A 25,803-nucleotide genomic window follows, 5' to 3' on the forward strand; every position below is an offset into this window, starting at 1 on the left:
GTTACAAATAGCCAGCTTGGGTGGTCTGGGGTAAGATAGTGACAGGAATTATTTCCGAACTCTATTACTTAATCCGAGGGGGAAATTCAAATGGCAGGCGTACGTTTAGAGCATGTATTCAAAAAATATCCGGGTTCCGATAAAGCAACGGTAATCGATGTCAATCTTGACATTAAAGATAAGGAGTTCCTCGTACTGGTTGGACCTTCCGGCTGCGGTAAATCCACCACTTTGCGGATGATCGCAGGATTGGAAGAAATCTCCGAAGGTAAGCTGTTCATCGGCGAACGCGTCGTCAACGACGTAGCTCCTAAGGACCGCGACATCGCGATGGTATTCCAATCCTACGCCCTGTATCCTCATATGAGTGTATACCAGAACATGGCGTTCGGTCTGAAGCTGCGCAAGGTGAAAAAAGACGAAATCGACAGAAAAGTGCGCGAAGCTGCCAAAATCCTCGATATCGAGCATCTGCTGGAACGTAAACCGAAGGCGCTTTCCGGCGGCCAACGTCAGCGTGTCGCTCTGGGCCGCGCGATCGTCCGTGATCCTCAAGTGTTCCTGATGGACGAACCGCTTTCCAACCTTGATGCTAAGCTGCGCGGACAGATGCGCGCCGAAATCACGAAGCTGGTTAAACGTCTTGAAACCACTTGCATCTACGTAACGCATGACCAAACTGAGGCTATGACGATGGGCGACCGTATTGTCGTTATGCAAGACGGCATCATCCAGCAAGCCGCTTCGCCTGAAGAATTGTACAACAATCCAAAGAACCTGTTCGTGGCCGGATTTATCGGCTCCCCGACAATGAATTTTATTTCAGGTACTTTGTCCGAAGTTAGCGGATCTGTCCGTTTCATCGCTGATAATTTGGACGTTGAAGTTCCGGGTGGCAAAGCTCAGCTGCTCCGCAGCAAAGGTTATATTGGCAAGGAAGTCGTCATGGGCGTTCGCCCGGAAGACATTCATGAAGAGCCGGTATTCCTTGAAGCATCGCCGAATACAATCTTTACCGCATTGGTAGACGTAACCGAGAACCTTGGTCATGAAATGCTGCTGTACCTGAGCGGTGTAGGCAAAGATTCCGTTATCGCCCGCGTGGACGGACGTTCGACAACCCGTGAAGGCAGCAAGGCGAAACTGGCTATCGACATGAACAAAGTGCATCTATTTGACAAACAATCCGAACTGAACATTCTGCTGGGATAAGAGCCAGCTTTGGTCCTTTGAGAGGCCGCCCTTTCGGGCGGCTTTTTTCATTAGATACAGGTTCGGCAAGCGCAGCTCTTATGAAAAAGTAAATTCCGACAAACTCTGGAAAACTCACGGGCCCGGATTATGCAGAGTCTTCACGGTCTCGATATTGGCAAAAAGACTGTGCCTCTAGAGCCGCCTTCCCCGGCATTATGATTGCAATCGACTCTGTTATCCTTTAAGATAGCAGGAGAATTACCTGCCGGAAGGAAGATTATATAGACGCTGCCGGTCAAGGGAAGCAGGACAAGCGGGAAATGTACCGCAGGAGATGAAAGGAAGAAACAGATATGGCCAAGAAGGTAAAAGTATCGGAATTGGTACAGCATTTCCAACTGGAAGTCATTTCCGGACAAGAAGGCCTGAAAAGGCTGATTACGGTCGATGACCTGAACCGCCCCGGCCTCGAGATGGCCGGATATTTCGAATATTATCCTGAAGACCGGGTACAACTGCTGGGTAAAACAGAGTTGGCCTTCTTCTCAATGCTCCCTGCCGAGGAACGCATCAGCCGGATTCGCAGGATTTGCGACGAACAGACTCCCTGCATTGTGATCACACGCAGTCTGGATATTCCTCAAGAGCTGATTGATGTTAGTAATGAAAAAGGACTTCCCGTGCTGCGCAGCTCGATGGCGACGACGATTTTTTCCAGCCGTTTGACTAGCTTTTTGGAAGGCAGACTGGCTCCGACAGCAACCATTCACGGGGTTCTGTGCGACGTATATGGCGTCGGCATGCTGATTACCGGCAGCAGCGGCATTGGCAAGAGCGAGACGGCCCTGGAACTGGTTAAGCGTGGACATCGGTTAATTGCCGACGATGCCGTGGAAATCCGGCAGACCTCGGACAACCAACTGCACGGGACCGCACCGGAACTGATTCGGCACCTGCTGGAAATTCGCGGGGTCGGCATTATTAATGTTATGACGCTGTTCGGCGCCGGAGCAATTCGCAACCACAAGCGGATTACGCTTGTTGTCCGGCTGGAAGCATGGCAGCAGGACAAGCAATATGACCGGCTTGGACTGGACGAGGAGACGACGCGCATTATCGACACCGATGTTCCGCTGGTGACCATTCCGGTTCGCCCGGGACGGAACCTTGCCGTTATCATCGAAGTAGCGGCGATGAATTACCGGTTGAAGCAGATGGGCTTCAATGCCGCGCTGCAATTCACCCACAAGCTTACGGCTACCATATCCGAAGACATGGATGATCTGGACTAGGAGGATGAGAGTATGTTTCCGTTGGCTTTAGATCCGATTGCCTTTTCAATCGGTGCTTTAAGAGTGCACTGGTATGGCCTGATTCTTGGATTCGGCGCTTTGGTGGGCCTGTATCTTGTGATCCGCGAAGGCAAACGATTTGGCATACCGCAGGAATTCTTTATGGATATGCTGCTGCTCGGTGTCCCTTCAGCGATTATCGGCGCGCGTATTTATTTTGTAGCTTTTAAGTGGGATGAATACAGAAATAATCTCCTGGATGTCTTCAAAATATGGAACGGCGGCATCGCTATCTATGGTGCGCTTATCAGTGCCATTATTTGCGGCATCATTTATTTCCGCTATAAAGGCTATCCTTTTTGGCGTATCGCCGATATCTGCGCTCCTTCACTGTTGGCAGGGCAAATGATCGGACGCTGGGGCAACTTTGTGAACCAGGAGGCCTATGGCGGCCCTGTTCATGAGACCTTTCTGCGGAACAATCTGCATCTGCCGGATTTTATTGTGAATCAGATGTACATAGAAGCGAATCAAGCCTATCATCACCCGACATTTTTATATGAGTCTATCTGGAGCTTGGTGGGCATTGTACTGCTTATGGTGCTTCGCAGACAGCGGTTTATGCGCGCCGGAGAATTATTTCTGTCGTATTTCATTTGGTATTCCATTGGACGTTTCTTTATTGAAGGGCTGCGTACGGATAGTTTAGCGTTCAAAGGGGGCAGCGGCCTTGCCTCGTTCATCAACGGTTTATGGAGCCCGATGAAGGGACTCGGCTTCGAGCAGGGTTACCTCGACCCGAATTATGGGAATATTCGCATATCCCAGCTGCTGTCGCTTCTAATTATCGTTGCTGCGGTGCTGCTCATTATTATCCGGCGGACGACAGGAGCGGCCAAAGACCAGTATTCGGACCCGATCGAGTCCTCCAAGACGCATGCCGTCGATCCTGTAGTAACGGAACAACCGGGTACCCCGGAGCAGAACGCCCCCGTTCCCCCATCTGATCTAAACCATCCGCCGTTGGAGGAAAATAAAAAGGAGTAGTCACTTATGATTGAATGTGTTTTATTTGATTTGGACGGCACGATCGTCAATACGAATGAACTGATTATTAGCTCGTTTATGTACGCGCTGCAGCATCATGCGCAGCCTGCGATTACCAGGGAGCAGATGATCCCCCATATGGGAACCAGTCTCTCGGACCAGCTCAAGGCGTTTACCAATCTCGAAGATATCTCGGCTCTGGAGGCTTCCTACCGCCACTACCAAGTCGAGCATCATGACGAGCTGATTCGGTCTTTTCCGAACGTGAATGAAGCGCTGGAAGAGCTGCGCAGCCGCGGGATCAAGCTTGGGGTCGTAACGACCAAGATCCGGCCCACAACGATTCGGGCGCTGGAGATGTTCGATTTGCAGCAGTACATGGATACGGTTGTAACACTTAACGATGTCACTAAGCTCAAGCCCGACCCGGAGCCTGTGCTGACAGCGGTGCGCAATCTGGGCGCAGACCCGGAGAAGACGCTGATGGTTGGCGACAGCGGGGTTGATATCCAATCGGCCAAAGCTGCCGGTGTGCTGGCTGCCGGTGTAGCATGGTCCTTGAAGGGTGAAGCTACGCTTCGAAAATATGGGCCAGATTATATTATTCAGGATATGACTGACCTGTATGAAATTGTAGGCGGGGGAACAGCGAGACCGTGAGCAGAAAGGTGACCAGCTATCCGGTGGAAGGGCATAATTCGCTATGGTACATTTACCGGACGGTCAGCCCGTGGAAGGGTGTCAGAAATTTTATTTTTATTCAGATTGCCCGCTATTGTCCGATTCTTCCGCTTAAGAACTGGATCTACCGCCGTGTGCTCGGAATGAAGGTGGGCAAGCATACAGCCTTCGGGCTGATGGCTATGGTGGATGTTTTTTTTCCGGAACTGATTACCGTGGGTGAAAATTCTGTTATTGGCTACAATACGACCATTCTGGCGCATGAATATCTAATCAAAGAGTATCGTCTGGGCGAAGTCGTTATCGGCGAGAATGTGATGATTGGGGCCAATACGACGATTCTTCCTGGGGTAACGATCGGAGACGGGGCGGTTGTGGCCGCAGGCTCGGTCGTGCACAAGGATGTGGCGGCGGGAATGTTTGTGGGCGGAAATCCGCTTCGGGAGTTAAAGGGAAGCCGCTGTTCGGAGACGGCGGAGGAGCAGTAACAAGAACCGCGCTAGCTGGGAGAAAGATGAATCGAAGGAAGATTGTCTTTGTATTGGCGGAGGAGTTACAGGAGGAGAACATGGAACAAAAAGAACGCATTCCGCAGTTGGATATTTTTAGAGCGATCTCCATCCTTGCCGTACTGGCGATCCACGCGACTTCGCGGACGCTCGCGGAAACATTGAATACACCGCTGTTTCACCCGTTTTTGTTCATTAATAAATTCAGCCAGTTTGCCGTGCCTTCCTTTGTGTTTTTAAGCGGCTTTGTGCTGTTTTACAATTATATCGACCGGCCGCTGACCGGAAAGACACTGGGCAAATTCTACAGCAGAAGACTGATCTACATTATCGTGCCTTATGTCGTATTCTCGCTGCTTTATTTTGTGCTTAAGCTGTATGCGGGGAATCAGTGGAGCATGCCGCCTCAGGAAATGGCAGTCAAGCTGGCGAAATATTTGCTTACCGGAACGGCTTATACGCATTTGTACTACGTTATTATCATTATCCAGTTCTATGTGCTGTTTCCGCTGCTGTTGTGGTGCCTGCAAAAAAGCCGCCGTCTGGCGGCATGGGCGCCGCTTATCGGGCTAGCGCTTCAGTGGGGGTTCGTGGTGCTCAACAAGTATATGGTCAACCACGGCTACTGGCAGGTGTCCAAAGGCAGTCTGGCAATCACCTATTTCTCGTATTTTCTGCTCGGGGCGGCGATCGCGGCCTTCTATTCTTCGCTGAAGCCGTGGCTCATTCCGTCACGTGAAGGATTACGGTCTGGCAAGTGGCTGCTGTGGGCGCTGCTATGGGTACTTTGGGTCGCCGCAGGTATCTCTAACGTGGAGTTGTGGAACAGCAATTATACGCAAAAAACGGTTATCAACAGTTTTTGGTTCGAAGGAGCTGCGAATGCTCACGCGCTGCTGTCCTGTCTGGTCGTCTTTCAGCTCTCCTTTTTGTTGTATGGCACGGGCCTAAGACTCTGGTCCAGGTTGTTGATCTCAGCCGGCGTTTGCTCGTTCGGCATTTACTTGATTCATCCGGCTGTTCTTTATTTATACCGGAAGATCGACTTTCACGGCGGCTATCTTGCCTATGCGCTCTCGATTGCCGGCGGCTGGCTTGCCGCGCTGATTGTTTCCTGGATCATTGTGGCGATAGCTTTCCGGTACATCAAGTACGCCTGGTTTCTGTTCGGCTCGTCCCCGCGGCGTCCTGTGAAGCAGCAGCAGAATCTACGGCAGGAATATAGAGCAATGGACTGAAATGGGATCAACGAACAAAAGAAGGGGCGTTCACGGTCATGATTGGTGACTGTGAACGCCCCTTTTTGGGCATTTAGGAACGTGATGATACTACTTGGATAAGGGAATTTATTCCCCGGCCTGTTCGCGTTGGAATTTGGCAATTGCCTCATAGTTGCTTTCCAGGCTGCGGAACAGCGAGATAAAAATGGGCAGCAACTGCTTATATACGCTTGCGTCGGTCTGGTTCGGCAAATGACGGTGGGTTGTGCCAATCATGCTAAATACGGCGCTCAGGGAGTCGATTCGACCGGTCGCGTACAGACCGAGGACGGCTGCGCCCAGACAGGAGCTTTCGAAGCTCTCCGGAACCACAACCTCCTGGTCGAAAATATCGGCCATCATCTGCCGCCACAGGGCGGAACGGGCAAAACCGCCGGTCGCCATAATCCGCTGCGGGCGCCCCATTTGCTCCTCTACTGCCAGCATAACGGTGTATAGATTGAAGATGACGCCTTCCAGCACGGAACGGATCATATGCTCCTTGCGGTGGTTCATGGTGAGTCCGAAAAAGGAACCTCTGGCATCGGAGTTCCACAGCGGAGCGCGCTCCCCGGTCAGGTAAGGATGGAACAGCAGGCCTTCGCTTCCCGCCGGCACATGTTCGGCAATCCTGGTGAGCACATCGTAAGGATCGATGCCAAGCCGTTTGGCCGTCTCTACTTCGGAGGCGGCAAATTCATCCCTGACCCAGCGGAAGAGCATGCCGCCATTGTTGACAGGACCGCCGATAACCCAGTGCTTCTCGGTCAGGGCGTAACAGAAGATCCGCCCTTTGGGATCGACTATCGGCCGGTCGGCCAGTGTGCGGATCGCTCCGCTCGTGCCGATGGTGGCGGCCACGACGCCCGGTTCGATGGCGCCTACACCAAGATTGGAGAGAACGCCGTCGCTGGCGCCGATAACAAAGGGAGTATCCGGCAAGAGCCCGATTTCTTTGGCTGCTTCCAGCAGCAGTCCACGTGCGGTATAGGTCGTCGGCACAAGGCGGGATAGGCGGCTTTCATCAATGCCGGCAATATTCAGTGCTTCCTTATCCCATTCCAGCCGTTCCAGATTCATCATGCCGGTGGAAGAGGCGATGGAGTGGTCCACGATATAATCCCCGAACAGCTTTAAGAAGATATATTCCTTGATCGAGATGAATTTATGCGTCCTTTCGAACAGCTCGGGCTGCTCCTCGCGCAGCCACATCAGCTTTGTGATCGGCGACATCGGGTGAATCGGCGTGCCTGTGCGGAGATAAAGCTCATGTCCGCCAAGCTCGTTCTTCAATCGCAGCGTCTGCTCGGCGCTGCGATTGTCGGCCCATGTAATGCATTTCGTCAACGGATGTCCGTCCTTGTCGACGGCAATGACGCTGTGCATAGCGGTGCTGAATGAGACAAACAGGACATCCTTGGCATCCACCTTGCTCTGCCGGATAACTGCCGAAAGGGTATGCATGACGGACCGAAAGATTTCCTCAGGGTCCTGCTCGGCGATGGACGGTGAGGGGGTATAGAGCGGATAGCCGTGATCCGCCTTGGTTAGGATGGTTCCGTTCTCCGCGAACAGCACAGACTTGGTGCTCGTAGTCCCGATATCGACACCAATCATGTATTGAGTACTCATAACTCAGACCTTCTTTCCAAAAATGATGCGAAAGGGGGCCGAACTGATTCTCCGCCTCTAAGAAAGGATCAGAACGGCATCTTCGCAAAGACTTCGGGTAAGTGCTTTTCTTATATTGAATTATATGAAGACGCTCAAAATCAAGATAAAGATGAGGCCTATGACAGACAAGAGCGTTTCCATAACTGTCCAGCTCTTCAAAGTCTGGACGACAGACATGCCGAAGAATTCCTTGATCATCCAGAAGCCGGCGTCATTGACATGCGAGAGGATAAGCGAGCCGGCTCCCGTCGCCAGAACGATAAGCTCAATGGGAGCGCCGGTGCTTACGGCAAGAACCGGGGCGACGATCCCGGCCGCCGTCGTCATCGCCACGGTTGCGGAGCCGGTAGCGACGCGGATTAACGCGGCTACAAGCCAGGCGAAGAAGATCAGATTCACATGGGTCTGCGTTGCAAGCGAAGCGATAGCTCCGCCGACGCCGCTGTCGATCAGCACCTGCTTGAATGCCCCGCCTCCGCCGATAATCAGGATAATCGAAGCGGTTGGCGCGAGACATTCACTTGTGAAGCGGGAGATTTCCTCTTTCTTAAAGCCGCGGGCAAAGCCGAGCGAGAAGAAGGAGAAGACAGCCGAGATCAGCAGGGCAATGACTTCATGTCCGATGAATTTGGCGAATGGCGTAAATACATGTACCGCTTCCGGATCAAGAATGTCGGCAATGGAGCCGATCAGCATCAGAATAACGGGCATCAGAATCGTCACAAGTGTAATTCCAAAGTTTGGGAGAACCTTAACGCTCTTGGTGGCAAACTGTTCGGCCAACTCTGCCGGCGGCTGCACCTGAATGCGTTTGCCGATAAATTTACCGAACAACGGTCCGGCGATCACAGCAGTTGGAAGACCGACGATGATGGCATACAGAATCGTTTTGCCCAAATTTGCGCCGTAAGCGTCAATGGCAATCATCGGCGCGGGATGCGGCGGCACAAGACCATGTACGGTGGAAAGACCGGCGAGTACCGGAATTCCGATTTGCAGCAGCGACATTTTGGTTTTACGGGCGACCATGAAGACGACCGGAATAAGCAGGATGAGGCCAACTTCGAAGAATACGGGAATCCCAACGACAAAGCCGACGAGCATCATGGCCCAGTGAACCCGCTTTTCCCCGAACCGGTCCACGAGTGTAGTGGCGATGCGCTCGGCGCCGCCGGATTCGGCCATCATTTTCCCCAGCATGGTCCCAAGGCCGATGACTATGGCGATTGTGCCAAGGGTGCCGCCGAGACCGCCGGTAATTGATTTGATCAGCTTCTGATATTCCATACCGGCAAGCAGACCCAGAGACAGCGCGGAAAGAAGCAGGGTGACGAACGGATTCCATTTGTATTTGGCAATCAATGTAACCAGAAACACAATAACAAGCAGTGTCCATACCAGCAGTGTCGCATTATGGCTAAGTCCGAACAAACTGTTCATGATACTCCCCCTTAATCAATAGATGCCAGGCAATGGAGCGGCATCCGATGTTTTTTATTTTCTTACTGTAAAGCGTTTTCAACAAATTGTTTTGTTCATTGGTATACTTGTCGACAAGAAAAAGCGAACAATAGACATATTTCGGCAGATGATTTTTTAAGATTATGGAAGAGCGTGCCCAAGCGTCAGAACCGAATCGGCAAAATAATTCTGAACCACCTGGCGGATCGTTTCCGCATTCTGCGACCGCAGTCCGTCAACGATGCTCCGGTGTTTATCCGCGACCCAATTCATTCGCTCCTCGCCTTCGGCGAAGCCCTGTTCGGTCGTCACCAGGATAACGGTCATGACAATCTGGCGAATGCTGTTCCATAAATGAAGAATCCGGGTATGACGGGCCTGAAGGACAATCGTCTCATGGAAAGAAAAATCCTGATAGGCAAATTCCACGTAGTCGTTATATTTGACGGCCAGCTTCATCCTGTCAATCGTCTGCTCAAGTTGCTGAATCAGCGCATCCTGCGGGCTTCCCGCAAGCCGCTGCTGGGCAAAGCTCTCAATAAGATAGCGTACGTCGTATAACTCTTTTACATTCTCTAGATTCAATCCGACAATTACGGCGCCCATCCGTTCCAATCGGATCAACCCTTCGGCGGCTAGTAATTTAAGCGCTTCCCGGACAGGGGAACGGCTCGTTCCGAATTCCTCGGCGATCCGGTTCTCCGAAAGAACCTCTCCGGCTTTCAGCTGTTCATCTATAATTTGCAGCCTTAGCCTGCAGGCGATAGACTCTCCAAGCGAGACACCCTGCAGCCAGGCGGTAGGATACTGCATTTCACACGACTCCTCTGCGGACGATTTTGCTGTATGCGAACATTCGTTATTTACGATTTTAGCACACATGCGCATCCGGGTTCTATGTATGAAATGCGGTACATGGGTTAGGCTTCAGCCGCAGGGAGAACGTTACTCTTCTTTTACAACGGCATGGCCGCCAAATTCATTGCGCAGAGCGGCGACTACTTTGCCGTGGAACGTATTCTCCTCAAGTGACCGGTAGCGCATCAGCAGGGAAAGCGCGATTACCGGCGTGCTGGCCTCAAGGTCAAGCGCCGTCTGCACCGTCCATTTGCCCTCCCCGGAGCTCTGCATGACTCCGCGAATGCCGGAAAGCTTCGGATCTTTGGAAAAAGCGCTTTCGGTAAGCTCCATCAGCCAGCCCCGAATGACGGAACCGTTCGACCATACCCGGGCAACATCCTCATAGTTAAAATCGAAGGGGCTCTTCTCCAGAAGCTCAAAGCCTTCGGCAATCGCCTGCATCATCCCGTACTCAATGCCGTTATGGATCATTTTTAAAAAGTGGCCGCTGCCGCTGGGACCGGCGTACAAATATCCATACTCTACCGCAAGATCGCGGAACAGCGGTTCGATAGTGCCAAATATCTCAGGATTACCTCCTATCATAAAGCAAGCGCCCTGAGCCGCGCCTTCGGTTCCGCCTGAAGTGCCTGCATCGAAAAAATGAATGCCGGACTCGCTCAGCTTCTCCGCTCTGGCAATGGAATCCTTGTAATGGGAGTTGCCTCCTTCGATGACAATGTCGCCTTCATCCAGCAGACCGGAAAGAGTATTCACAACGCTGTCGACAGGCGCCCCTGCGGGAACCATTACCCATATGATGCGCGGGCGAGGAAGCTGTGCAGTTAATTCCGCTATGCTGGGGGCCGCGATGGCTCCAAGCCCTTCAAGCTGGCGGACAGGCTCCGGATTGAGATCGCTTACGATAACCTCATGCTCATGATTCAGCAAATTCAAAGTCAGATTATAGCCCATCTTGCCGAGTCCAATCAGACCCAATTTCATCTCGAATCACCCCTTTAACCGTTTTCATTAATGCAAGTATACCTGTATACAACTTCTGTCTGTATAATACGCCCGGGGCAAAAATTTGTAAAGAGAAATTTGTAAGCGATTACTGATTCTCTTTTTTTAAATAGGTAGGCCGATCGAAAAAAAGATATAATGGAAACTATAATAAGGGCACAAGAGTCGATTTAAAGGCTGTAATTGACGAAAAATAACATGTCATGGTACGATATCAGAAATGCTTTACTTTACTACCACTTTACCATGATAAAGTATAAGGGGCGTCTTTTACGCAATATCTATAGTTTTGACTTTCTACTAACCGATGAGGTGAATTTCAATATGTCCAAACCGAAGGGCTTTGAGAAGCCCATTGGCTTTCGGGATTATCTCCCGCATGCCGTGAGCAAACTGCGCAAAATTGAGAATGATGTACTGAATTGCATGAACCAATGGGGCTATCGCCAGATTATGACGCCGACGCTGGAATATTACGACACAGTAGGGGTTGCAAGTTCGACGTCGGACCAAAAGCTGTATAAGCTGCTGAACAACCGCGGCCAGGCGCTGGTGCTGCGTTCGGAGATGACGGCTCCGGTGGCCCGCGTTGTCTCTTCGCTGCTTAAGGATGAGCCGCTGCCGCTGCGTTTGTCCTATCATGCCAATGTATTTCGGGCGATTGAGGAGGAGGCCGGACGCGAGGCTGAATTTTATCAGACTGGTGTCGAACTGGTGGGTGACGATTCTCCGGAAGCCGATGCGGAGGTTGTGGCTCTGGCCATTGCTTCGCTGCAGGCGGCGGGAGTGGAAACGTTCAAGATCGCCATGGGCCATGTCGGCTTCCTGAACGGTCTGTTCCAGGAAGTGGCGCCGGGACTACCGGAGGTGCAGGAAGAGCTTAAGAATCATCTGCTGGACCGCGATTATGTCGCTTTCCGTGACGCACTCGACCGGCTGAACCTGACGGAAGAGCAAAAAGAAGAGATGGACGGGCTGCTGCGGCTGCGCGGCGGCAAGGAAATCTGCGGTCAGGCGCTGGAGCTTAGCCGGCATCCGCTCGCCCGCGCCTCGATTGAGCATCTGTGCAAGGTATGGGAGGTGCTGGAGGCTTATGAAGTATCCCAGCATGTGCTGATCGATCTGACCATGGTCGGAGATTTCACCTATTATACGGGCATGACGTTCGAAGGCTATGCAGCGGAACTCGGGTTCCCGGTTTGCAGCGGCGGACGTTATGACAATCTGCTGCAGCAGTTCGGACGGTCGGTTCCTTCAACGGGCTTCTCGCTGAAGACGAATCGCATCCTCGACGGCGTTCGGGGAGCGGAGGAAAGACAAGAGCTGCCCACCCTCGTTCAATATGATGCATTGCGGCGCAGGGAAGGACTAGAGGAGTCGACGCGGCTGCGGGCCGAAGGCCATGTCGTGGTAACGCGGCTGGTATCGGAGCCCGGAGATCTAACGACAGTCGAAGCTGAGGCTGATGCAGGTACGGATGGCGGCAAGCGGTATGGAGAGATTTACACATTTGTTTCATTTGTCAGAGAGCGCAGCTGAAGACAGCGGCACATAAGCGTAACGGATATATATTAAAGAACAATAATTATAGGAACAGAAAGGCGGACATAAGCAAATGGCGGAGATACTTAAAGTGGCTATGCCGAAGGGCCGCATTTATAACAAGGCCGCGGAGCTGTTCCGTGCTGCGGGACTGCCGATTCCTCCGGAAGGCGAGGCTTCGCGCAAGCTGGTCATTCCGTTGCCTGAAGCGGGAATGGAGTTTATTTTGGCGAAGCCGGTGGATGTGCCCACCTACGTGGAATACGGAGCGGCGGATATCGGCATCGTCGGCAAGGATGTTCTGCTGGAGGAGAACCGGGATGTGTACGAGCTGCTGGATCTTGGCATCGCCCGCTGCCGGATGTCGATCATTGGATTGCCGAACTGGGAGCCGGGTATTCACCAGCGCGTGGCGACCAAGTACCCGAATGTTGCTTCCCGGTATTTCCGGGAGCAGGGCCAGCAGGTAGAAGTCATCAAGCTGAACGGCTCCATAGAGCTGGCGCCGCTCATCGGGCTTGCTGAAAGGATCGTCGATATGGTGGAAACGGGACAGACCCTGCGCGACAACGGACTGGTTGAGTTTCAGAGCATTTTCGGGATTACCAGCCGGCTGGTGGCCAATCGGGTCAGCTATCGGATGAAGAATGCGGAAATCCAGCAGTTGTGCGACCGGCTGCAGGGCGTTATCGCTCAGCCGTCCAGGTAATTGCGTTAATGCGTATGCTGCTCCGGTGTACACCATGGACACAATGACAGCTTGGAAGCCGGGTCACCATCAGATGCGCAATAAGCGGCGGCCGTCAGGCGGCCTTACCCTAGCAATTTTTTGAGAAGAACCGAAGAAACGAGAGGCGTAAAGCGGGTGGTCCATAGGAGGGCAATCCGGCGATATATAAGGAGGAAAACCAGTGAAGGTGCAATCCAGCAGGGATTTCAAGCTGCAGCGGGATGTCGATTACGGTACCCCTGAGCAAAATAAGGCCGTTAAGCAAATTGTGGCCGACATCAAACAGGAGGGCGACGCCGCCCTTTTCCGCTATACGGAAAAATTCGATGGAGCCCGGCTCAGCCGTGACAATGTGCGGGTAACCCAGGAAGAGCTTCAGGCCGCTTACAAGCATGTTGAAGACTCTTTTGTCTCGGCGATCCGGGCCGCAGCGGATAACATCCGTGCCTTCCATGCCAGACAGAAGCGCAACTCCTGGATGGATCTGCAGCCCGACGGCACGATTCTGGGACAGATCATCCGGCCGCTGCAGCGCGTGGGCGTATACGTTCCCGGAGGCAAGGCATCCTATCCTTCTTCCGTGCTGATGAATGTGATTCCCGCCCAGATCGCAGGCGTTCCCGAGATCGTGATGGTAACGCCGCCGGCAACAGGCGGAAAGGAAGGCATTGATCCTTACATTCTGGTCGCCGCAGCCGAGGCCGGCGTTAATGAGATCTACCGTGTCGGCGGCGCTCAGGCCGTCGCCGCGCTGGCCTTTGGCACGGAGTCTATCGCGCCGGTCGATAAAATCTGCGGGCCGGGTAATATTTACGTCGCGCTGGCCAAGCGCGAGGTGTACGGCGCCGTAGACATCGACAGCATCGCCGGACCGAGCGAGATTGTTGTGCTGGCGGATGACACCGCCGAACCGGCTTATATCGCTGCCGATCTGCTGTCGCAGGCGGAGCATGACGAGATGGCTTCGGCGATTCTTGTGACGCCTTCACAGGCGCTGGCCGAGGCGGTCGCCGCCGAGGTGGAGCGGCAGCTTCGGGTGTTGCCGCGTGAGGCAATCGCCCGTGCTTCCGTGGACAATTACGGCGCCATTATCGTAGTAGAGACGCTGGAAGAAGGAATTTCCGTAGTCAACCGGCTGGCGCCGGAGCATCTGGAAATCGTGACGCAGGACCCGATGGCGCTAACCGGGGCGGTCCGGAACGCCGGGGCGATTTTCCTCGGGCCGTACAGCTCGGAGCCGGTAGGCGATTATTTTGCCGGCCCGAACCATATTATTCCGACGAACGGAACGGCGCGGTTCTCGTCGCCGGTGGATGTGGACGATTTCATTAAGAAATCGAGCCTGATTTATTATAGCAAAGAGGCGCTCCTGCGCGACGGCAAGACGATCATTGAACTGGCTCGCCGCGAAGGGTTAGAGGCTCATGCCAGAGCGGTGGAAATCAGACTGGAGAACGAAGCGAAGGGTGGAGAAGCGGATGGAGAATAACGGGCAACCAACCAGGCAGGCGGGTCTTTCCCGCAAAACGAATGAAACGGACATTAAGCTGTCGCTGACAGTAGATGGAAGCGGTCAGGCGGAGCTTGAGACCGATGTCCCTTTTCTGAACCATATGCTTGATCTGTTCACGAAGCACGGCCAGTTCGATCTGTCTGTCCAGGCGCGCGGCGATATCGAGATTGACGATCACCACACGGTAGAGGATATCGGCATCTGTCTCGGTCAGGCTCTGCGCGAAGCGCTCGGCGACAAGAAGGGCATCAAGCGCTATGCGAGCGTATTTGTGCCGATGGACGAAGCGCTGGCGCAGGTTATTATCGACATCAGCAACCGTCCACATTTTGAATATCGCGCGGAGTATCCTTCACAGCAGGTCGGCAGCTTCTCGACAGAGATGGTGCATGAATTCCTATGGAAATTTGCGCTGGAAGCCCGGCTGACTCTGCATGTCATCGTGCATTACGGCTTTAATACGCATCACATGATCGAAGCTGTATTTAAGGCGCTCGGGCGTGCGCTCGATGAGGCGACGGCGATTGATCCCCGGGTGAAGGGCGTTCCATCCACGAAAGGAGTGCTGTAACCCATGACCGTTGCTATCGTCGATTACGGGATCGGCAACCTGCACAGCGTCAGCAAGGCCATTGAGCGTTTGGGCCATGAGCCGCTCGTGACCGGGGAAGCCGGTGAGATTCTCGCGGCGGACCGCGTCATCCTGCCCGGCGTCGGCGCGTTCGGAGACGCGATGGACCATCTGCGGCAGAGCGGACTGGACAAGGTTGTCAAAGAGGTTGCTGCTGCGGGACGGCAGCCGCTGCTTGGCATCTGCCTTGGCATGCAGCTCCTGTTCACCCGCGGCGAGGAATACGGCAGCCATGAGGGGCTTGATCTTTTGCCGGGAACAGTGGTGCGCTTCGAGCCGAGAGAAGGCTATAAAGTGCCGCATATGGGCTGGAACAAGCTGCAGTACCTTCAGCCGGAGAACCCTCTGCTCAAGGGGCTGGAGGATGGACATGTCTATTTTGTTCACTCCTATCATGCGCTGGTCGAGCAGAAGAGCGATCTGCTGGCTGTGACGGATTACGGACACCCAGTTACGGCTATCGTCGGGCGGGGCAATGTATTCGGCATGCAGTTCCATCCCGAGAAGAGCGGGGAGCTGGGAAGGAAGCTGCTTGAGCAGTTTTTGAAGCTGGAAATCTAACCGGGCGTTATCTATTAGCAAACATGTGCGGACATCATCGGCATTTTCAGAGGGCTGGTGACCGCGACTCAATAAATGATTTTAGTAACGGGAAAGCGGGGAACGGCCAAATGTCTTCTTTTATCGTGTATCCGGCTATTGATATCCGGAACGGAAAATGCGTCAGGCTGCTGCAGGGCGATTATAATCAGGAAACGGTCTACGGCGACAGCCCGCTCGATATGGCCAAATCATGGGAAGAACAGGGCGGAGAGTTCATCCATCTTGTTGATCTGGACGGCGCGAAAGCCGGGCATCCCGTCAATGTTGACATTATCGGATCCATCGCCGCTGGCGTGAACGTGCCGGTTCAGGTAGGCGGGGGACTGCGCACACTGGAGGACGTGGAGAAGCTGCTGTCGCTCGGCGTCAGCCGCGTCATCATCGGCACCGCTGCCATCAATGACCGGGAATTTACCGAAAACGTATTGGCAAAATACGGCGATAAAGTCGCGATTGGCATCGATGCGCGTAATGGCTATGTCGCCACTCATGGCTGGCTCAATACGTCCGAGGTGCTGGCTACGGATTTGGCGAAGGAGCTCGCGTCCAAGGGAGCGGAAACGTTTATCTATACGGATATCTCCCGCGACGGGATGATGCAGGGCCCGAACGTGGAGGGCATTCTCGCCATGGCGCAGGCCAGCGGCAAGAGCGTTATCGCCTCCGGCGGGGTTACCATCCAGGACGATCTGTTTCGCCTCAGTGCGCATAAGAACAGTGGTATCGGCGGCGCCATCGTTGGCAAGGCGCTGTATACCGGCAATATCAAGCTTGCCGAAGCATTGGCGGCGCTGAAGTAAGCCTGGCCCGATGGGCCTGAAACGCGGGACGCGAAGGTTTAGGATTTTAGCTGTTTCGCAGGCGGGGCGAGCCCGCCGCCCCGAAGGGGCCAAAACCGCGGCACGCGAAGGTTTAGGGTTTGGCTGTTTCGCAGGCGGGGCAAGCCCGCCGCCCCGAAGGGGCCAAAACAGCGGCACGCGAAGGTTTAGGGTTTTAGCTGTTTCGCAGGCGGGGCAAGCCCGCCGCCCCGAAGGGGCCAAACCCGCGGGACGCGAAGGTTTTAGGGTTTTGCCCTTTACCGCAGGAGCGCCGCAGTCCAAGCGGTCCCGCAGGGATAAGCGGTCGCACCACAAAAATAAACTAAGGAGCGCCTTCGCCCCTGCCCCCGCCAAACTTCCGGGTGTCCAGAGGGCGGAGCCCTTGGGGTCCCCCTTGGCTAAGGGGGATTTAGGGGGATCGAAAACGCTTTTACAAGGAGGTATAAACATGCTGGCCAAACGCATCATACCCTGCCTGGACGTTAAGGACGGCCGGGTAGTAAAAGGCGTTAACTTTGTAAACCTGCGGGATGCCGGCGATCCGGTGGAACTCGCGGCGATTTACGACCGGGAAGGCGCGGATGAGCTGGTGTTCCTGGATATTTCCGCATCAGTGGAAGGCCGGGCGACCATGGTCGAGGTCGTGCGGAGGACCGCAGGCGAAATCTCCATCCCGTTCACGGTGGGGGGAGGCATATCGGCCCCCGAGCATATGAAGACGATCTTGCGCGCCGGAGCCGACAAAATCGGCATTAACACCGCGGCTGTAAACAATCCGCAGCTCATTCTCGAAGGAGCGCGGCGGTTCGGTTCCCAATGTATTGTAGTGGCGGTAGATGCCAAATATAATGAAAATTGGGGCGAGTGGGAAGTGTACACCCACGGAGGACGCAAGCCTTCCGGAATCAAGGCGCTGGAGTGGGTGAAGGAGGCTGAGAGGCTGGGGGCGGGCGAGATTTTGCTCACCAGCATGGATGCCGATGGCACCAAGGACGGCTTTGATATAAAACTCACATCTGCTGTCAGTGATCTGGTGGATATTCCGGTGATCGCGTCGGGCGGAGCGGGAAAGATTGAGCATTTTTACGATGTGTTCACTGCGGGCAAGGCGGATGCCGGGCTTGCAGCGACCATTTTTCATTATAAGGAAATTGCGATCGGCGATTTAAAGGCCGACTTAAAACAAAAGGGTGTGGAGATCCGATGAACGAACAGCAAAACAAGGCGACATCTGAGCAACAGGAAATTTTGGAAGGAATACGCTGGAATGAGGCCGGGCTTCTGCCGGCTATTGTGCAGGATGATACTACCCTGGAAGTGCTTATGTTCGCATACATGAACCCGGAATCGCTGAAGCTGTCCCTGGAGAGCGGACAGACCTGGTTCTGGAGCCGTTCGCGGGGGGAGTTGTGGCATAAAGGCGGCACTTCGGGCAACACACAGGCGATTACCTCGATTCACTACGACTGTGACAGCGACACTCTGCTTGTGAAGGTCAAACCGGAGGGTCCGGCCTGCCATACGGGCCAGGTGTCATGCTTCTACCGCGAGCTTCCGCTCGGGAGCAAGGCCGCGGCTGGCAAGCCGCTGGCGGACGAATTGCATAGCGGCGGCAGTCAGTCAACCGAGGCCCGTTTTGCCGTGCTGGCCGAACTGGAGCGCGTTATCGCCGAGAGAGAGGCGGAGCGTCCGGAAGGAGCCTACACCACGTATCTGTTCGACAAAGGCGTTGACAAGATCCTGAAGAAGGTCGGCGAAGAGACGGCGGAAACGATTATCGCGGCCAAAAACAAGGATAATGCCGAGCTCCGGCTGGAAGTCAGCGATCTGATCTATCATCTGCTCGTCCTGCTGCAGGAGCGCAAGCTTCCGCTCGACGACATTATGGAAGAGTTGAGCGCGCGCCACGAGCGGCCCCGCCGCGATTAGTACAGAAGGGAGCCTCCCATGCATATCGATTACCATACCCATCACGAGCGCTGCGGACATGCCGTAGGCAAGCTCGAAGATTACGTTCGCCGGGGCATCGAACTCGGCCTTAAGCAGCTCGGTCTGTCGGATCATCTGCCGCTGATTCATGTCGATCCGGCGCAGTATTATCCGGAGATGGCTATGCCGCTTGAGGAGCTTCCCCGCTATGTGGAGGAATGTCTGGCCTTGAAGGAGCGTTACCGGGGAGTCATTGATATCCGGGTAGGGCTTGAAGCCGATTATATTGAAGGCTATGAAGAGGAAATCCGCGAACTGCTCGCTCCTTACCCTTGGGATTACCTGATCGGCTCGGTGCATTTTCTTGGTGAGTGGGATATTACCGACTTCCGGCAAGTTCACGGCTGGGAGGGCAAAGATCCCCTTGCGGTCTACCGGCGTTATTATAAAGCGATTATCCAGGCGGCGTCTTCGGGATTATACGATATAATAGGGCATATGGATGTCATCAAAAGATTCGGCTACGGACCGGATACTGCCGAAGGCAGGGCGGAAGTGAAGAAACTAGAGCTAAGCGCGCTGCGGAGAATAGCGGATGCGGGAATCGCGATGGAGCTGAACGCCTCCGGCCTGTTCAAGCCCTGTGCGGAGATGTTTCCGGCTCCGCATGTGCTGAAGCAAGCGTTTGAGCTGGGCATCCCGCTGACGCTGGGGTCGGACGCCCATGATCCGGCGAAGCTTGGCGAAGGCCTTGCGGATGCCCGCAGGCTGCTCTGGGATACGGGATTCCGTGAACTCGCGGTGTTTGAAGACCGCCGCCGGGAAATGGTCTCTTTTGAAGGATAATAATTTAACTAAGGAGGGCGCTATGCAGCACCATACATTGCGTATTTTTTCCGGCTCGTCCAACCCAAAGCTGGCTGCGGATATTGCCTCAAGGCTTGGCGTGGAGCTGGGTAAGATCAAGCTGACCCGTTTCAAGAGCGGCGAGATTTATGTGCATTATGAAGAAAGCATCCGGAATTGCGACGTCTTTTTGCTGCAATCTCTCTCCCATCCCATCAATGAGCTGTTCGTCGAGCTGCTGGTGATGATTGATGCCGCCAAACGGGCGTCGGCCCGAACGGTCAATATTATCGTTCCGTACTACGGCTATGCCCGTCAAGAGCGCAAGTCCGCACCAAGAGAGCCAATCTCCGCTAAAATGGTTGCCGACGTGCTGACGACAGCCGGCGCTACGCGCGTACTCACCATCGACCTGCATGCGGCGGCGATCCAGGGCTTCTTCAACATTCCGGTGGATCACCTGACGGCGCTTGACCTGATCAGCGCCTATCTGAAGGCAAAGAATTTGTCCGATGTGGTGGTTGTATCGCCCGATGCCGGGCGTGCTTCCACGGCCGAGAAGCTGGCAAGCAAGCTGGATTCGCCATTTGCCATTATGATCAAGAAACGGCCGGCCCATAACGAATCGGTCATAACCCACGTCATTGGCGATGTGGAGGGACGGACCCCGGTCATTATCGAAGATCTGATCGATACGGGAACTACCATTGTCAACGTTGTCGAAGGACTGAAGGAGAGAGGGGCCAAGAACAGCATCGTCTGCGCCACGCATGGATTGTTCTCCGGTCCGGCGATCGAACGGCTGGATCACCCCGGAATTGAGGAAGTGGTGGTAACCGATTCGATCGAGCTGCCTGCCGACCATTCCGGCCGCTTCACCGTTCTCTCGGTCGCTCCAATGTTGGCGAGGGCCACAAGCATTATTATTGAGGGCGGTTCTATAGACAAGCTTCTTGGAGACGCGGGAATATAACATTCCCCCGTCTTTTTTCATCTCAAGAATGAAATAGGATACGGAATCAGGCACCCGTTCAACTTGAAAACCTCTTTCGGTTTTATGGTATACTGTGTGAAGACAGCCGGGACCAAACCTGGAAGCGGCAAACGTGAAGTTTGGAGAACCGCTCGGGCAAGCGCGTCTCCTGTTGGAAAGAGGGTTAGGGAGCTTACAAGGAGGTGCCAGCTTCCATGATAGAAAAGATTTCAGAGATCGATGGCGGGACAGGAAATGTTATCCCCGTCGCTCTGAACGCTAATTTTTTCTTTGAAAGAGCTGTCCGTTCGCTGGATCGCTTTCAATATGAAAAAGCACTGAAAAATTTCCGCAAAGCGGTTGAATATGAACCGGAAAATCCGGTTAATCATTGCAATATGGCGGGTATACTGTCGGAGATGGGAGATTACGAGGCGTCTAACGCCATTCTAGCCCACGTACTGGAACAGGTTGACCCATCCATGACGGAATGCCATTTCTATATGGCCAATAACTTCGCCAATATGGAAAGCTTCGAGGAGGCCGAGCGATCGCTCGTGACGTATCTTGAGGAGGATGCGACCGGGGAGTTCCTCGCGGAATCGGAGGAGCTGATGGAGCTGCTGCACTATGAGCTCGACCGTCCCGTTGCGCTGAAACGGATCCGCAGCCGGGAAGGGGCGGTAGAACATGACCGAGCCCGCGGCCTGCTGGAAGAAGGGAAATTTCCGGAGGCGGTTCGTCTCTTGGAGGAGATCACAGAGGGAACACCCGATTTTTTGGCGGCGCATAATAATCTGGCTTTGGCGTATTTTTATATGGGCCGGTTTGCCAAGGCGAAAGAATGCATTGCGCGTGTGCTGGAGCAGGAGCCGGGCAATTTGCACGCACTCTGCAATTTGGCGATTTTCCTGCAGTATGAAGGGGACCGGAGCACGATGGATGAGTTGCTGCGCATGCTGGAGGTCACCGTTCCGATCCACCGGGAGCATGTCTTCAAGCTTGCGACGACAATGGGGATTCTGGGCCGGCACAGAGCTGCTTATGGTCATTTCCGCCGTCTGCTGAAAGACGAGGAGATCAGCGGTGACGCCGGGCTGTATCATTACTGCGCAGCCGCAGCCTGCAACAGCGGACTGCTGCTGGAAGCCGAGCGCTGCTGGCGGCAAGCCGCCAAGCTGGACCCGGAGTCGGCGGTGCCCCGGTTCTTCTTGAACCAGCTGCATCAGTCTACGGCGGAGGGTTCGGAACTGCCGGCCGTCAGCTATAATTATCAGCTCCCCTTTCAGGAGCAGCTTAAGCAGTGGAAGGCCAACAAGGGCAGCTTTGTGGAGCAGGTTAGAGTAAATCCGCTGCTGCGTTCGTCCTTCTTTTGGGCTCTGCGATACGGAGATGCAAACTTGAAGCGGCAGGTCACCGAAGCGCTGAGTTGGATCGGCGACGAGGAGATGGCCGGGGTCCTCAAGGAACTGCTTAACGAGTCGGTGCAGGACGGAAAGCAGGAGGAAGCCGGTCTTCTCCGCCTGCAGAAACTTATCGGTATGGAGGCGGAGAAGGAACCGCGCCCCGAAGGAAAAGAGAGGCTTCCGCGCGGCTAGCAGTTCCGTGCGGAGCCACGGGATCGTTGCCTTTGGGCATAATAGGGATAACAAGCTGGGCATACAGCCAAACTTTATAATAATCCGTTTGCGAGGAGGGCACTCAAGATGTATAAATCGATTGTAATCGGAACCGGCCCCGCCGGTCTGACCGCCGCTATTTATTTAGCGCGCGCGAATTTGAATCCGCTGGTGATTGAAGGATTGCAGCCGGGCGGACAATTGACAACGACGACGGAAGTGGAGAACTTCCCCGGATTCCCGGAAGGCATTCTGGGCCCGGATCTTATGGACAATATGCGCAAGCAGGCAGAACGCTTCGGAGCCGAATTCAAGAGCGCTTGGGTAGAGTCCGTCGACTTCTCGCAGCGGCCTTTTAAAGTGAAGGTGGATGGGCAGGGCGTACTGGAAGCGGAATCGGTTATTATCTCGACGGGCGCTTCGGCCAAGTACCTTGGCATACCGGGAGAGCAGGAGAATGTAGGGCGCGGAGTCAGCACCTGCGCTACCTGCGACGGCTTCTTCTTCCGCGGGAAGAAGATCATTGTCGTCGGCGGCGGCGACTCCGCGATGGAGGAAGCGGGCTTCCTGACGCGGTTCGCAAGCAACGTTACGCTGGTGCACCGCCGCGAGGAGCTCCGGGCGTCCAAGATTATGCAGGACCGGGCGAAAGAGAATAGCAAAATTTCATGGGCGCTGGGCCGCACTCCGCTTGAAGTCGTGATAGGCGAGACCGGAATGAAGGGACTGCTTGCCCGCAATAACGAGACTGGTAATGAAGAACTCATTGAAGCCGACGGCGTCTTCGTGGCGATTGGCCATACGCCGAATACCGCTTTTCTCGGCGGTCAGATCACAACCGACGCGAACGGCTATATCGTCGTTCGTCCGGGTACAACGGAGACGAACATCCCCGGTGTATTTGCCTGCGGCGATGTTCAGGATACCCGGTATCGTCAGGCTATTTCAGCAGCGGGTTCGGGCTGTATGGCAGCGATGGACGCCGAGAAATACCTTGAGGGCACAATGGTGCACGACTGGAGCGAGACGCTGGATAAATAATCTTAAAGCGGTGCTAATCCGAAAGTTAAAAAAGCCAAGCTTCACTTGAAACGGGAAGCTTGGCTTTTTTGCGTGAAAAACACTATGTCCAAAGCTGATATTTTCTCCATTTCCTACGCGAGGGAATGCGGCTGGAACCAGACAGTGCGGAAGTCGACCCAGCCGCATGAATTCAGATTGATTCCCTGGATAGAGGAATGGAACCGAGTGTTACTCTTCTTGTGCAGCAGAAAGAGAACGCTGCACGATTGACGCAGCAGTTCCTCCAGCTCATAGAGTCTGCGCCAGCGGCTGTGTTGGTCGGAGTCGGACATCACTGCGCGAGCCGAAGCTTCTACAGTCTCCCGGATGCCGTCCGCCAAGGCTGATGGGAAAAATCCTTTTTGCAGATATAATTCCAAATCTTGGATTTCGTCGTTGCCGAGAACGACCTCATACAGCTGGCAATCATCCTCCGCCGAAAAGCCCGGACCGGCCATATCCTCTGCCTTGCGCACCTGAATTTCTATGCGGATGCCGAAACCGCGGCAGCGCTGCTGAATCCACTGCGCGTCGGCGACATGGTTGCTGCGGGTGGACAACAGTACAGTCTCTCCCCGGTAACCGCTTTGCTCTAATTGCCGGTAAATATCCGCTGCATCCGGCGACGGTTCCATTTTAGCCGCAGGGTCTGCGGCTTCGCCTCGCTGAGTGCGAAATCCCCGCGCCGGATAAATTCGGTTCTCCCCAAGATCGGCGATCATCTGCTTGCGGTCAATGATCAGATCAAGCGCCCGCCGGAAGGCGAGGCTGCTCTGGGGTCCTTCCTTGCGCTGGTTAAAGACCAGCATGCTGCAGCCCGGTGAAATCGTCTCCACTTCGCGCCATTCGGCATCCGGGCCGGCGCTTTTTCGCAAATATCCATTGTAGACGTTCTGCTCCGTGCAGGAGGCGCCGGACCAGTCCGGTTCCTTCAGCATCCCCGCATCCTGCTCGGACAGGTGTATGATTTCGACCCGGTCGATGTGCGGCCTTCCCCGGAAATGGGATGAAAAAGCCTCCAATACGCAGATGCTTTCATCGTGCCGGACCAGCTTGAACGACCCGGTTCCCACCGGCTGCTTCATAAAGGCGGCTTCATCGGCCCCGCACAGGTCTGCGGGAAGGATGGAAGACGCTTTGACGGAAAGAAGGTGGAGAAAGAGATAATTGGGTCCTGTGAGCGTAATGTGGACCGTTTTGCGGTCAAGCATGCGGATATCGGATATTCCCGTAAACATCCAGCTCTGCTCATAGCGCTCCGGATTCAGCCGCAGCCGGTCGAAGGTATAGATGACATCCTGGGCCGTCACTTCCCTGCCGTGATGGAAGCTGACGCCTTTTCTCAAGTGGATGATCCATTCGCTGCAGTCGGGCGAGCTCTCCCAGAAATGGGCAATGGAAGGGCGAAAGGTTTCGCTAATCGGATCGAAGTCGACCAGCGTATCGTAAATATGCCCGATAATATGCGAGTCGAAAGCAAAATAGATCGAAGCGGGGTCGAGCGTTACAATGGAGCGCTGCACCGGGAACCTAAGCGTATCCAGCACGGTGTCAGTACCCAAAGTCCGGGTAAAGCCCATTCCGCCTGAGAGCCATTCCAGGAATCCGTTCTTGACCTGCATGGACTCGCCGAAGCGGTCGATCAGTTCGAGCGCTCCTTTGACATCGCCTTTTTTCGTTTGAGCTATGGCTTCTTCAAGCAGTATATCCTGCGCGTCGGCGAGAAAAGCGAGCATGGAGGAATTCCCCCGCCCGAGCCCGGGCTGCCAGCTAATCCATCCAAGATCGGCCAGCTTGCGCAGGACCATTTTAACGTTGCGCGGAGTGCAGTGCCATATATCGGTCAGCGTTTGAACCGTGGCGGGAAAGGGAATATTCAGTTCGCGGTCGACGTAAGACGATCGAAGCTCAAAGAATTGCAGAGCGGCCAGCAAAGGGAAAACCTCCTTCATTCAGCAGAAAAGGTGAAGCGGATAATTCGGATTATACCCTTTTTACCCCTTTTGGAAAAGGTATACTAAAAATAACATCCGGATGTGAGGTCCGGCAAAGAAAGGGGCGGGATCATTGTGATTGTGATTCATCCTGCAATAGCGGAAATGCTGGTGGAGAAGAACCGGAAAGAGCTTGAATGTCTGGCGGACAGACAGTGGAGAGTACAGGCTGCCGAGAACGAGAAGAGCAGGCAATTGCAGCGAGAGAGAGGGAACATATGGTCCTTGGCTTTAAAAAGAATTCGCAGAACGTTATAACGTGACCGGAAAAGGCATACTACACAGTTCTAGCTGCTGAGATTCATATCCGGGACCCGTTCATTCATATTCGTTATTTTGCCGTGCGCGATGACAGCGGCCGTTACATGGGAGCGCTGGAATTCACGCAGAATATCGCGCCGCTCCGGGCGCTTGAAGGCCAAAAGCGGATTTGTCGGAATCATATATAAAAATGGAATAAGCAAGAGCTGGCATAGGTCTCCCGGAATTGGGGGCAGCCCGACCATCCGCCCCCGGCGGTTTTTTTATGGGTTGATTTCACAGCAGACTTAGTCGCCTTT

The 25,803-nt window shown here is 54.2% G+C and carries 25 protein-coding genes; 19 read left to right on the forward strand and 6 right to left on the reverse strand.

Features of this window, described 5'->3' with window-relative positions:
* Positions 1-90 precede the first annotated feature (90 nt).
* The 6 genes from KP014_RS03960 (at position 91) to KP014_RS03985 (ending at position 5,961) form a co-directional block, all read left to right on the forward strand.
* Complete coding sequence (locus tag KP014_RS03960; RefSeq protein ID WP_036590551.1) at positions 91-1,212, forward strand: ABC transporter ATP-binding protein; 1,122 nt, start codon at positions 91-93, stop codon at positions 1,210-1,212.
* 335 nt (positions 1,213-1,547) lie between these two features.
* Positions 1,548-2,486 carry an HPr(Ser) kinase/phosphatase gene (hprK, locus tag KP014_RS03965; RefSeq protein ID WP_036590553.1) on the forward strand — a complete coding sequence of 313 codons (939 nt, stop codon included), beginning with the start codon at positions 1,548-1,550 and terminating at the stop codon, positions 2,484-2,486.
* Between the two features lie 12 nt (positions 2,487-2,498).
* The gene (gene lgt, locus KP014_RS03970; protein ID WP_036590556.1) at positions 2,499-3,533 is read left to right on the forward strand and encodes a prolipoprotein diacylglyceryl transferase; all 1,035 of its coding nucleotides are present in this window, start codon (positions 2,499-2,501) and stop codon (positions 3,531-3,533) included.
* Between the two features lie 6 nt (positions 3,534-3,539).
* Positions 3,540-4,193 carry a pyrophosphatase PpaX gene (gene ppaX, locus KP014_RS03975; protein ID WP_036590559.1) on the forward strand — a complete coding sequence of 218 codons (654 nt, stop codon included), beginning with the start codon at positions 3,540-3,542 and terminating at the stop codon, positions 4,191-4,193.
* Entirely contained in the window at positions 4,190-4,702 is a 513-nt protein-coding gene (locus KP014_RS03980; RefSeq protein ID WP_036590560.1) for an acyltransferase, read from the forward strand. The genes ppaX and KP014_RS03980 overlap by 4 nt, the downstream gene beginning before the upstream one ends.
* 80 nt (positions 4,703-4,782) lie before the next feature.
* Entirely contained in the window at positions 4,783-5,961 is a 1,179-nt protein-coding gene (locus tag KP014_RS03985; protein ID WP_036590562.1) for an acyltransferase, read from the forward strand.
* A 108-nt stretch (positions 5,962-6,069) separates the two neighbouring features.
* On the opposite strand, the gene gntK is transcribed toward KP014_RS03985, so the two are convergent.
* The 4 genes from gntK to gnd all read right to left on the reverse strand — a co-directional run bounded on the left by gntK (position 6,070) and on the right by gnd (position 10,962).
* On the reverse strand, positions 6,070-7,614 hold the full coding sequence (gntK, locus tag KP014_RS03990; protein ID WP_090834203.1) for a gluconokinase: 1,545 nt from the start codon (positions 7,612-7,614) through the stop codon (positions 6,070-6,072).
* A gap of 120 nt (positions 7,615-7,734) precedes the next feature.
* Positions 7,735-9,096 (reverse strand): GntT/GntP/DsdX family permease, encoded by a 1,362-nt coding sequence (locus tag KP014_RS03995; RefSeq protein ID WP_036589913.1) that lies wholly within the window; start codon positions 9,094-9,096, stop codon positions 7,735-7,737.
* A 162-nt stretch (positions 9,097-9,258) separates the two neighbouring features.
* The gene (locus tag KP014_RS04000) at positions 9,259-9,930 is read right to left on the reverse strand and encodes a GntR family transcriptional regulator (RefSeq protein WP_036589912.1); all 672 of its coding nucleotides are present in this window, start codon (positions 9,928-9,930) and stop codon (positions 9,259-9,261) included.
* 132 nt (positions 9,931-10,062) lie between these two features.
* A complete protein-coding gene (gnd, locus tag KP014_RS04005; RefSeq protein ID WP_036589911.1) occupies positions 10,063-10,962 on the reverse strand; it encodes a phosphogluconate dehydrogenase (NAD(+)-dependent, decarboxylating) in 900 nt (299 codons plus the stop codon).
* Between the two features lie 345 nt (positions 10,963-11,307).
* Between gnd and KP014_RS04010 the strand changes: the two genes are divergently transcribed.
* The 12 genes from KP014_RS04010 to trxB all read left to right on the forward strand — a co-directional run bounded on the left by KP014_RS04010 (position 11,308) and on the right by trxB (position 23,228).
* Positions 11,308-12,522 carry an ATP phosphoribosyltransferase regulatory subunit gene (locus KP014_RS04010; RefSeq protein ID WP_036589910.1) on the forward strand — a complete coding sequence of 405 codons (1,215 nt, stop codon included), beginning with the start codon at positions 11,308-11,310 and terminating at the stop codon, positions 12,520-12,522.
* A 76-nt stretch (positions 12,523-12,598) separates the two neighbouring features.
* Positions 12,599-13,234, forward strand: a complete 636-nt coding sequence (hisG, locus tag KP014_RS04015; protein WP_036589909.1) for an ATP phosphoribosyltransferase — start codon at positions 12,599-12,601, stop codon at positions 13,232-13,234.
* A gap of 202 nt (positions 13,235-13,436) precedes the next feature.
* Positions 13,437-14,744 (forward strand): histidinol dehydrogenase, encoded by a 1,308-nt coding sequence (hisD, locus tag KP014_RS04020; RefSeq protein ID WP_090834204.1) that lies wholly within the window; start codon positions 13,437-13,439, stop codon positions 14,742-14,744.
* On the forward strand, positions 14,734-15,339 hold the full coding sequence (gene hisB / locus KP014_RS04025; RefSeq protein ID WP_036599079.1) for an imidazoleglycerol-phosphate dehydratase HisB: 606 nt from the start codon (positions 14,734-14,736) through the stop codon (positions 15,337-15,339). Before hisD ends, hisB begins: the two co-directional genes overlap by 11 nt.
* 3 nt (positions 15,340-15,342) lie before the next feature.
* Positions 15,343-15,960 (forward strand): imidazole glycerol phosphate synthase subunit HisH, encoded by a 618-nt coding sequence (hisH, locus tag KP014_RS04030; protein ID WP_090834205.1) that lies wholly within the window; start codon positions 15,343-15,345, stop codon positions 15,958-15,960.
* 110 nt (positions 15,961-16,070) lie between these two features.
* Entirely contained in the window at positions 16,071-16,802 is a 732-nt protein-coding gene (gene hisA / locus KP014_RS04035; protein ID WP_036589537.1) for a 1-(5-phosphoribosyl)-5-[(5-phosphoribosylamino)methylideneamino]imidazole-4-carboxamide isomerase, read from the forward strand.
* A 466-nt stretch (positions 16,803-17,268) separates the two neighbouring features.
* Entirely contained in the window at positions 17,269-18,027 is a 759-nt protein-coding gene (gene hisF / locus KP014_RS04040; RefSeq protein WP_036595318.1) for an imidazole glycerol phosphate synthase subunit HisF, read from the forward strand.
* On the forward strand, positions 18,024-18,749 hold the full coding sequence (hisIE, locus tag KP014_RS04045) for a bifunctional phosphoribosyl-AMP cyclohydrolase/phosphoribosyl-ATP diphosphatase HisIE (protein ID WP_090834206.1): 726 nt from the start codon (positions 18,024-18,026) through the stop codon (positions 18,747-18,749). The genes hisF and hisIE overlap by 4 nt, the downstream gene beginning before the upstream one ends.
* Positions 18,750-18,767: 18 nt before the next feature.
* Positions 18,768-19,595: a histidinol-phosphatase HisJ gene (gene hisJ / locus KP014_RS04050; RefSeq protein WP_036599072.1), complete on the forward strand. Its 828-nt coding sequence runs from the start codon at positions 18,768-18,770 to the stop codon at positions 19,593-19,595.
* Between the two features lie 22 nt (positions 19,596-19,617).
* A complete protein-coding gene (locus KP014_RS04055; RefSeq protein WP_036599069.1) occupies positions 19,618-20,568 on the forward strand; it encodes a ribose-phosphate diphosphokinase in 951 nt (316 codons plus the stop codon).
* A gap of 215 nt (positions 20,569-20,783) precedes the next feature.
* Positions 20,784-22,166: a tetratricopeptide repeat protein gene (locus KP014_RS04060; RefSeq protein WP_343223047.1), complete on the forward strand. Its 1,383-nt coding sequence runs from the start codon at positions 20,784-20,786 to the stop codon at positions 22,164-22,166.
* A 108-nt stretch (positions 22,167-22,274) separates the two neighbouring features.
* The gene (trxB, locus tag KP014_RS04065) at positions 22,275-23,228 is read left to right on the forward strand and encodes a thioredoxin-disulfide reductase (protein ID WP_036595475.1); all 954 of its coding nucleotides are present in this window, start codon (positions 22,275-22,277) and stop codon (positions 23,226-23,228) included.
* 113 nt (positions 23,229-23,341) lie between these two features.
* Here trxB and KP014_RS04070 read toward each other — a convergent pair whose 3' ends face one another.
* Positions 23,342-25,183 carry an ABC transporter substrate-binding protein gene (locus KP014_RS04070; RefSeq protein ID WP_175491860.1) on the reverse strand — a complete coding sequence of 614 codons (1,842 nt, stop codon included), beginning with the start codon at positions 25,181-25,183 and terminating at the stop codon, positions 23,342-23,344.
* 135 nt (positions 25,184-25,318) lie between these two features.
* Between KP014_RS04070 and KP014_RS04075 the strand changes: the two genes are divergently transcribed.
* Complete coding sequence (locus tag KP014_RS04075; RefSeq protein WP_036592969.1) at positions 25,319-25,501, forward strand: hypothetical protein; 183 nt, start codon at positions 25,319-25,321, stop codon at positions 25,499-25,501.
* Between the two features lie 29 nt (positions 25,502-25,530).
* Here KP014_RS04075 and KP014_RS04080 read toward each other — a convergent pair whose 3' ends face one another.
* Entirely contained in the window at positions 25,531-25,686 is a 156-nt protein-coding gene (locus KP014_RS04080) for a hypothetical protein (RefSeq protein ID WP_216700452.1), read from the reverse strand.
* Positions 25,687-25,803: the final 117 nt, after the last annotated feature.

The organism is Paenibacillus sophorae (genome assembly GCF_018966525.1).
GTDB lineage: Bacteria > Bacillota > Bacilli > Paenibacillales > Paenibacillaceae > Paenibacillus_AQ > Paenibacillus_AQ sophorae.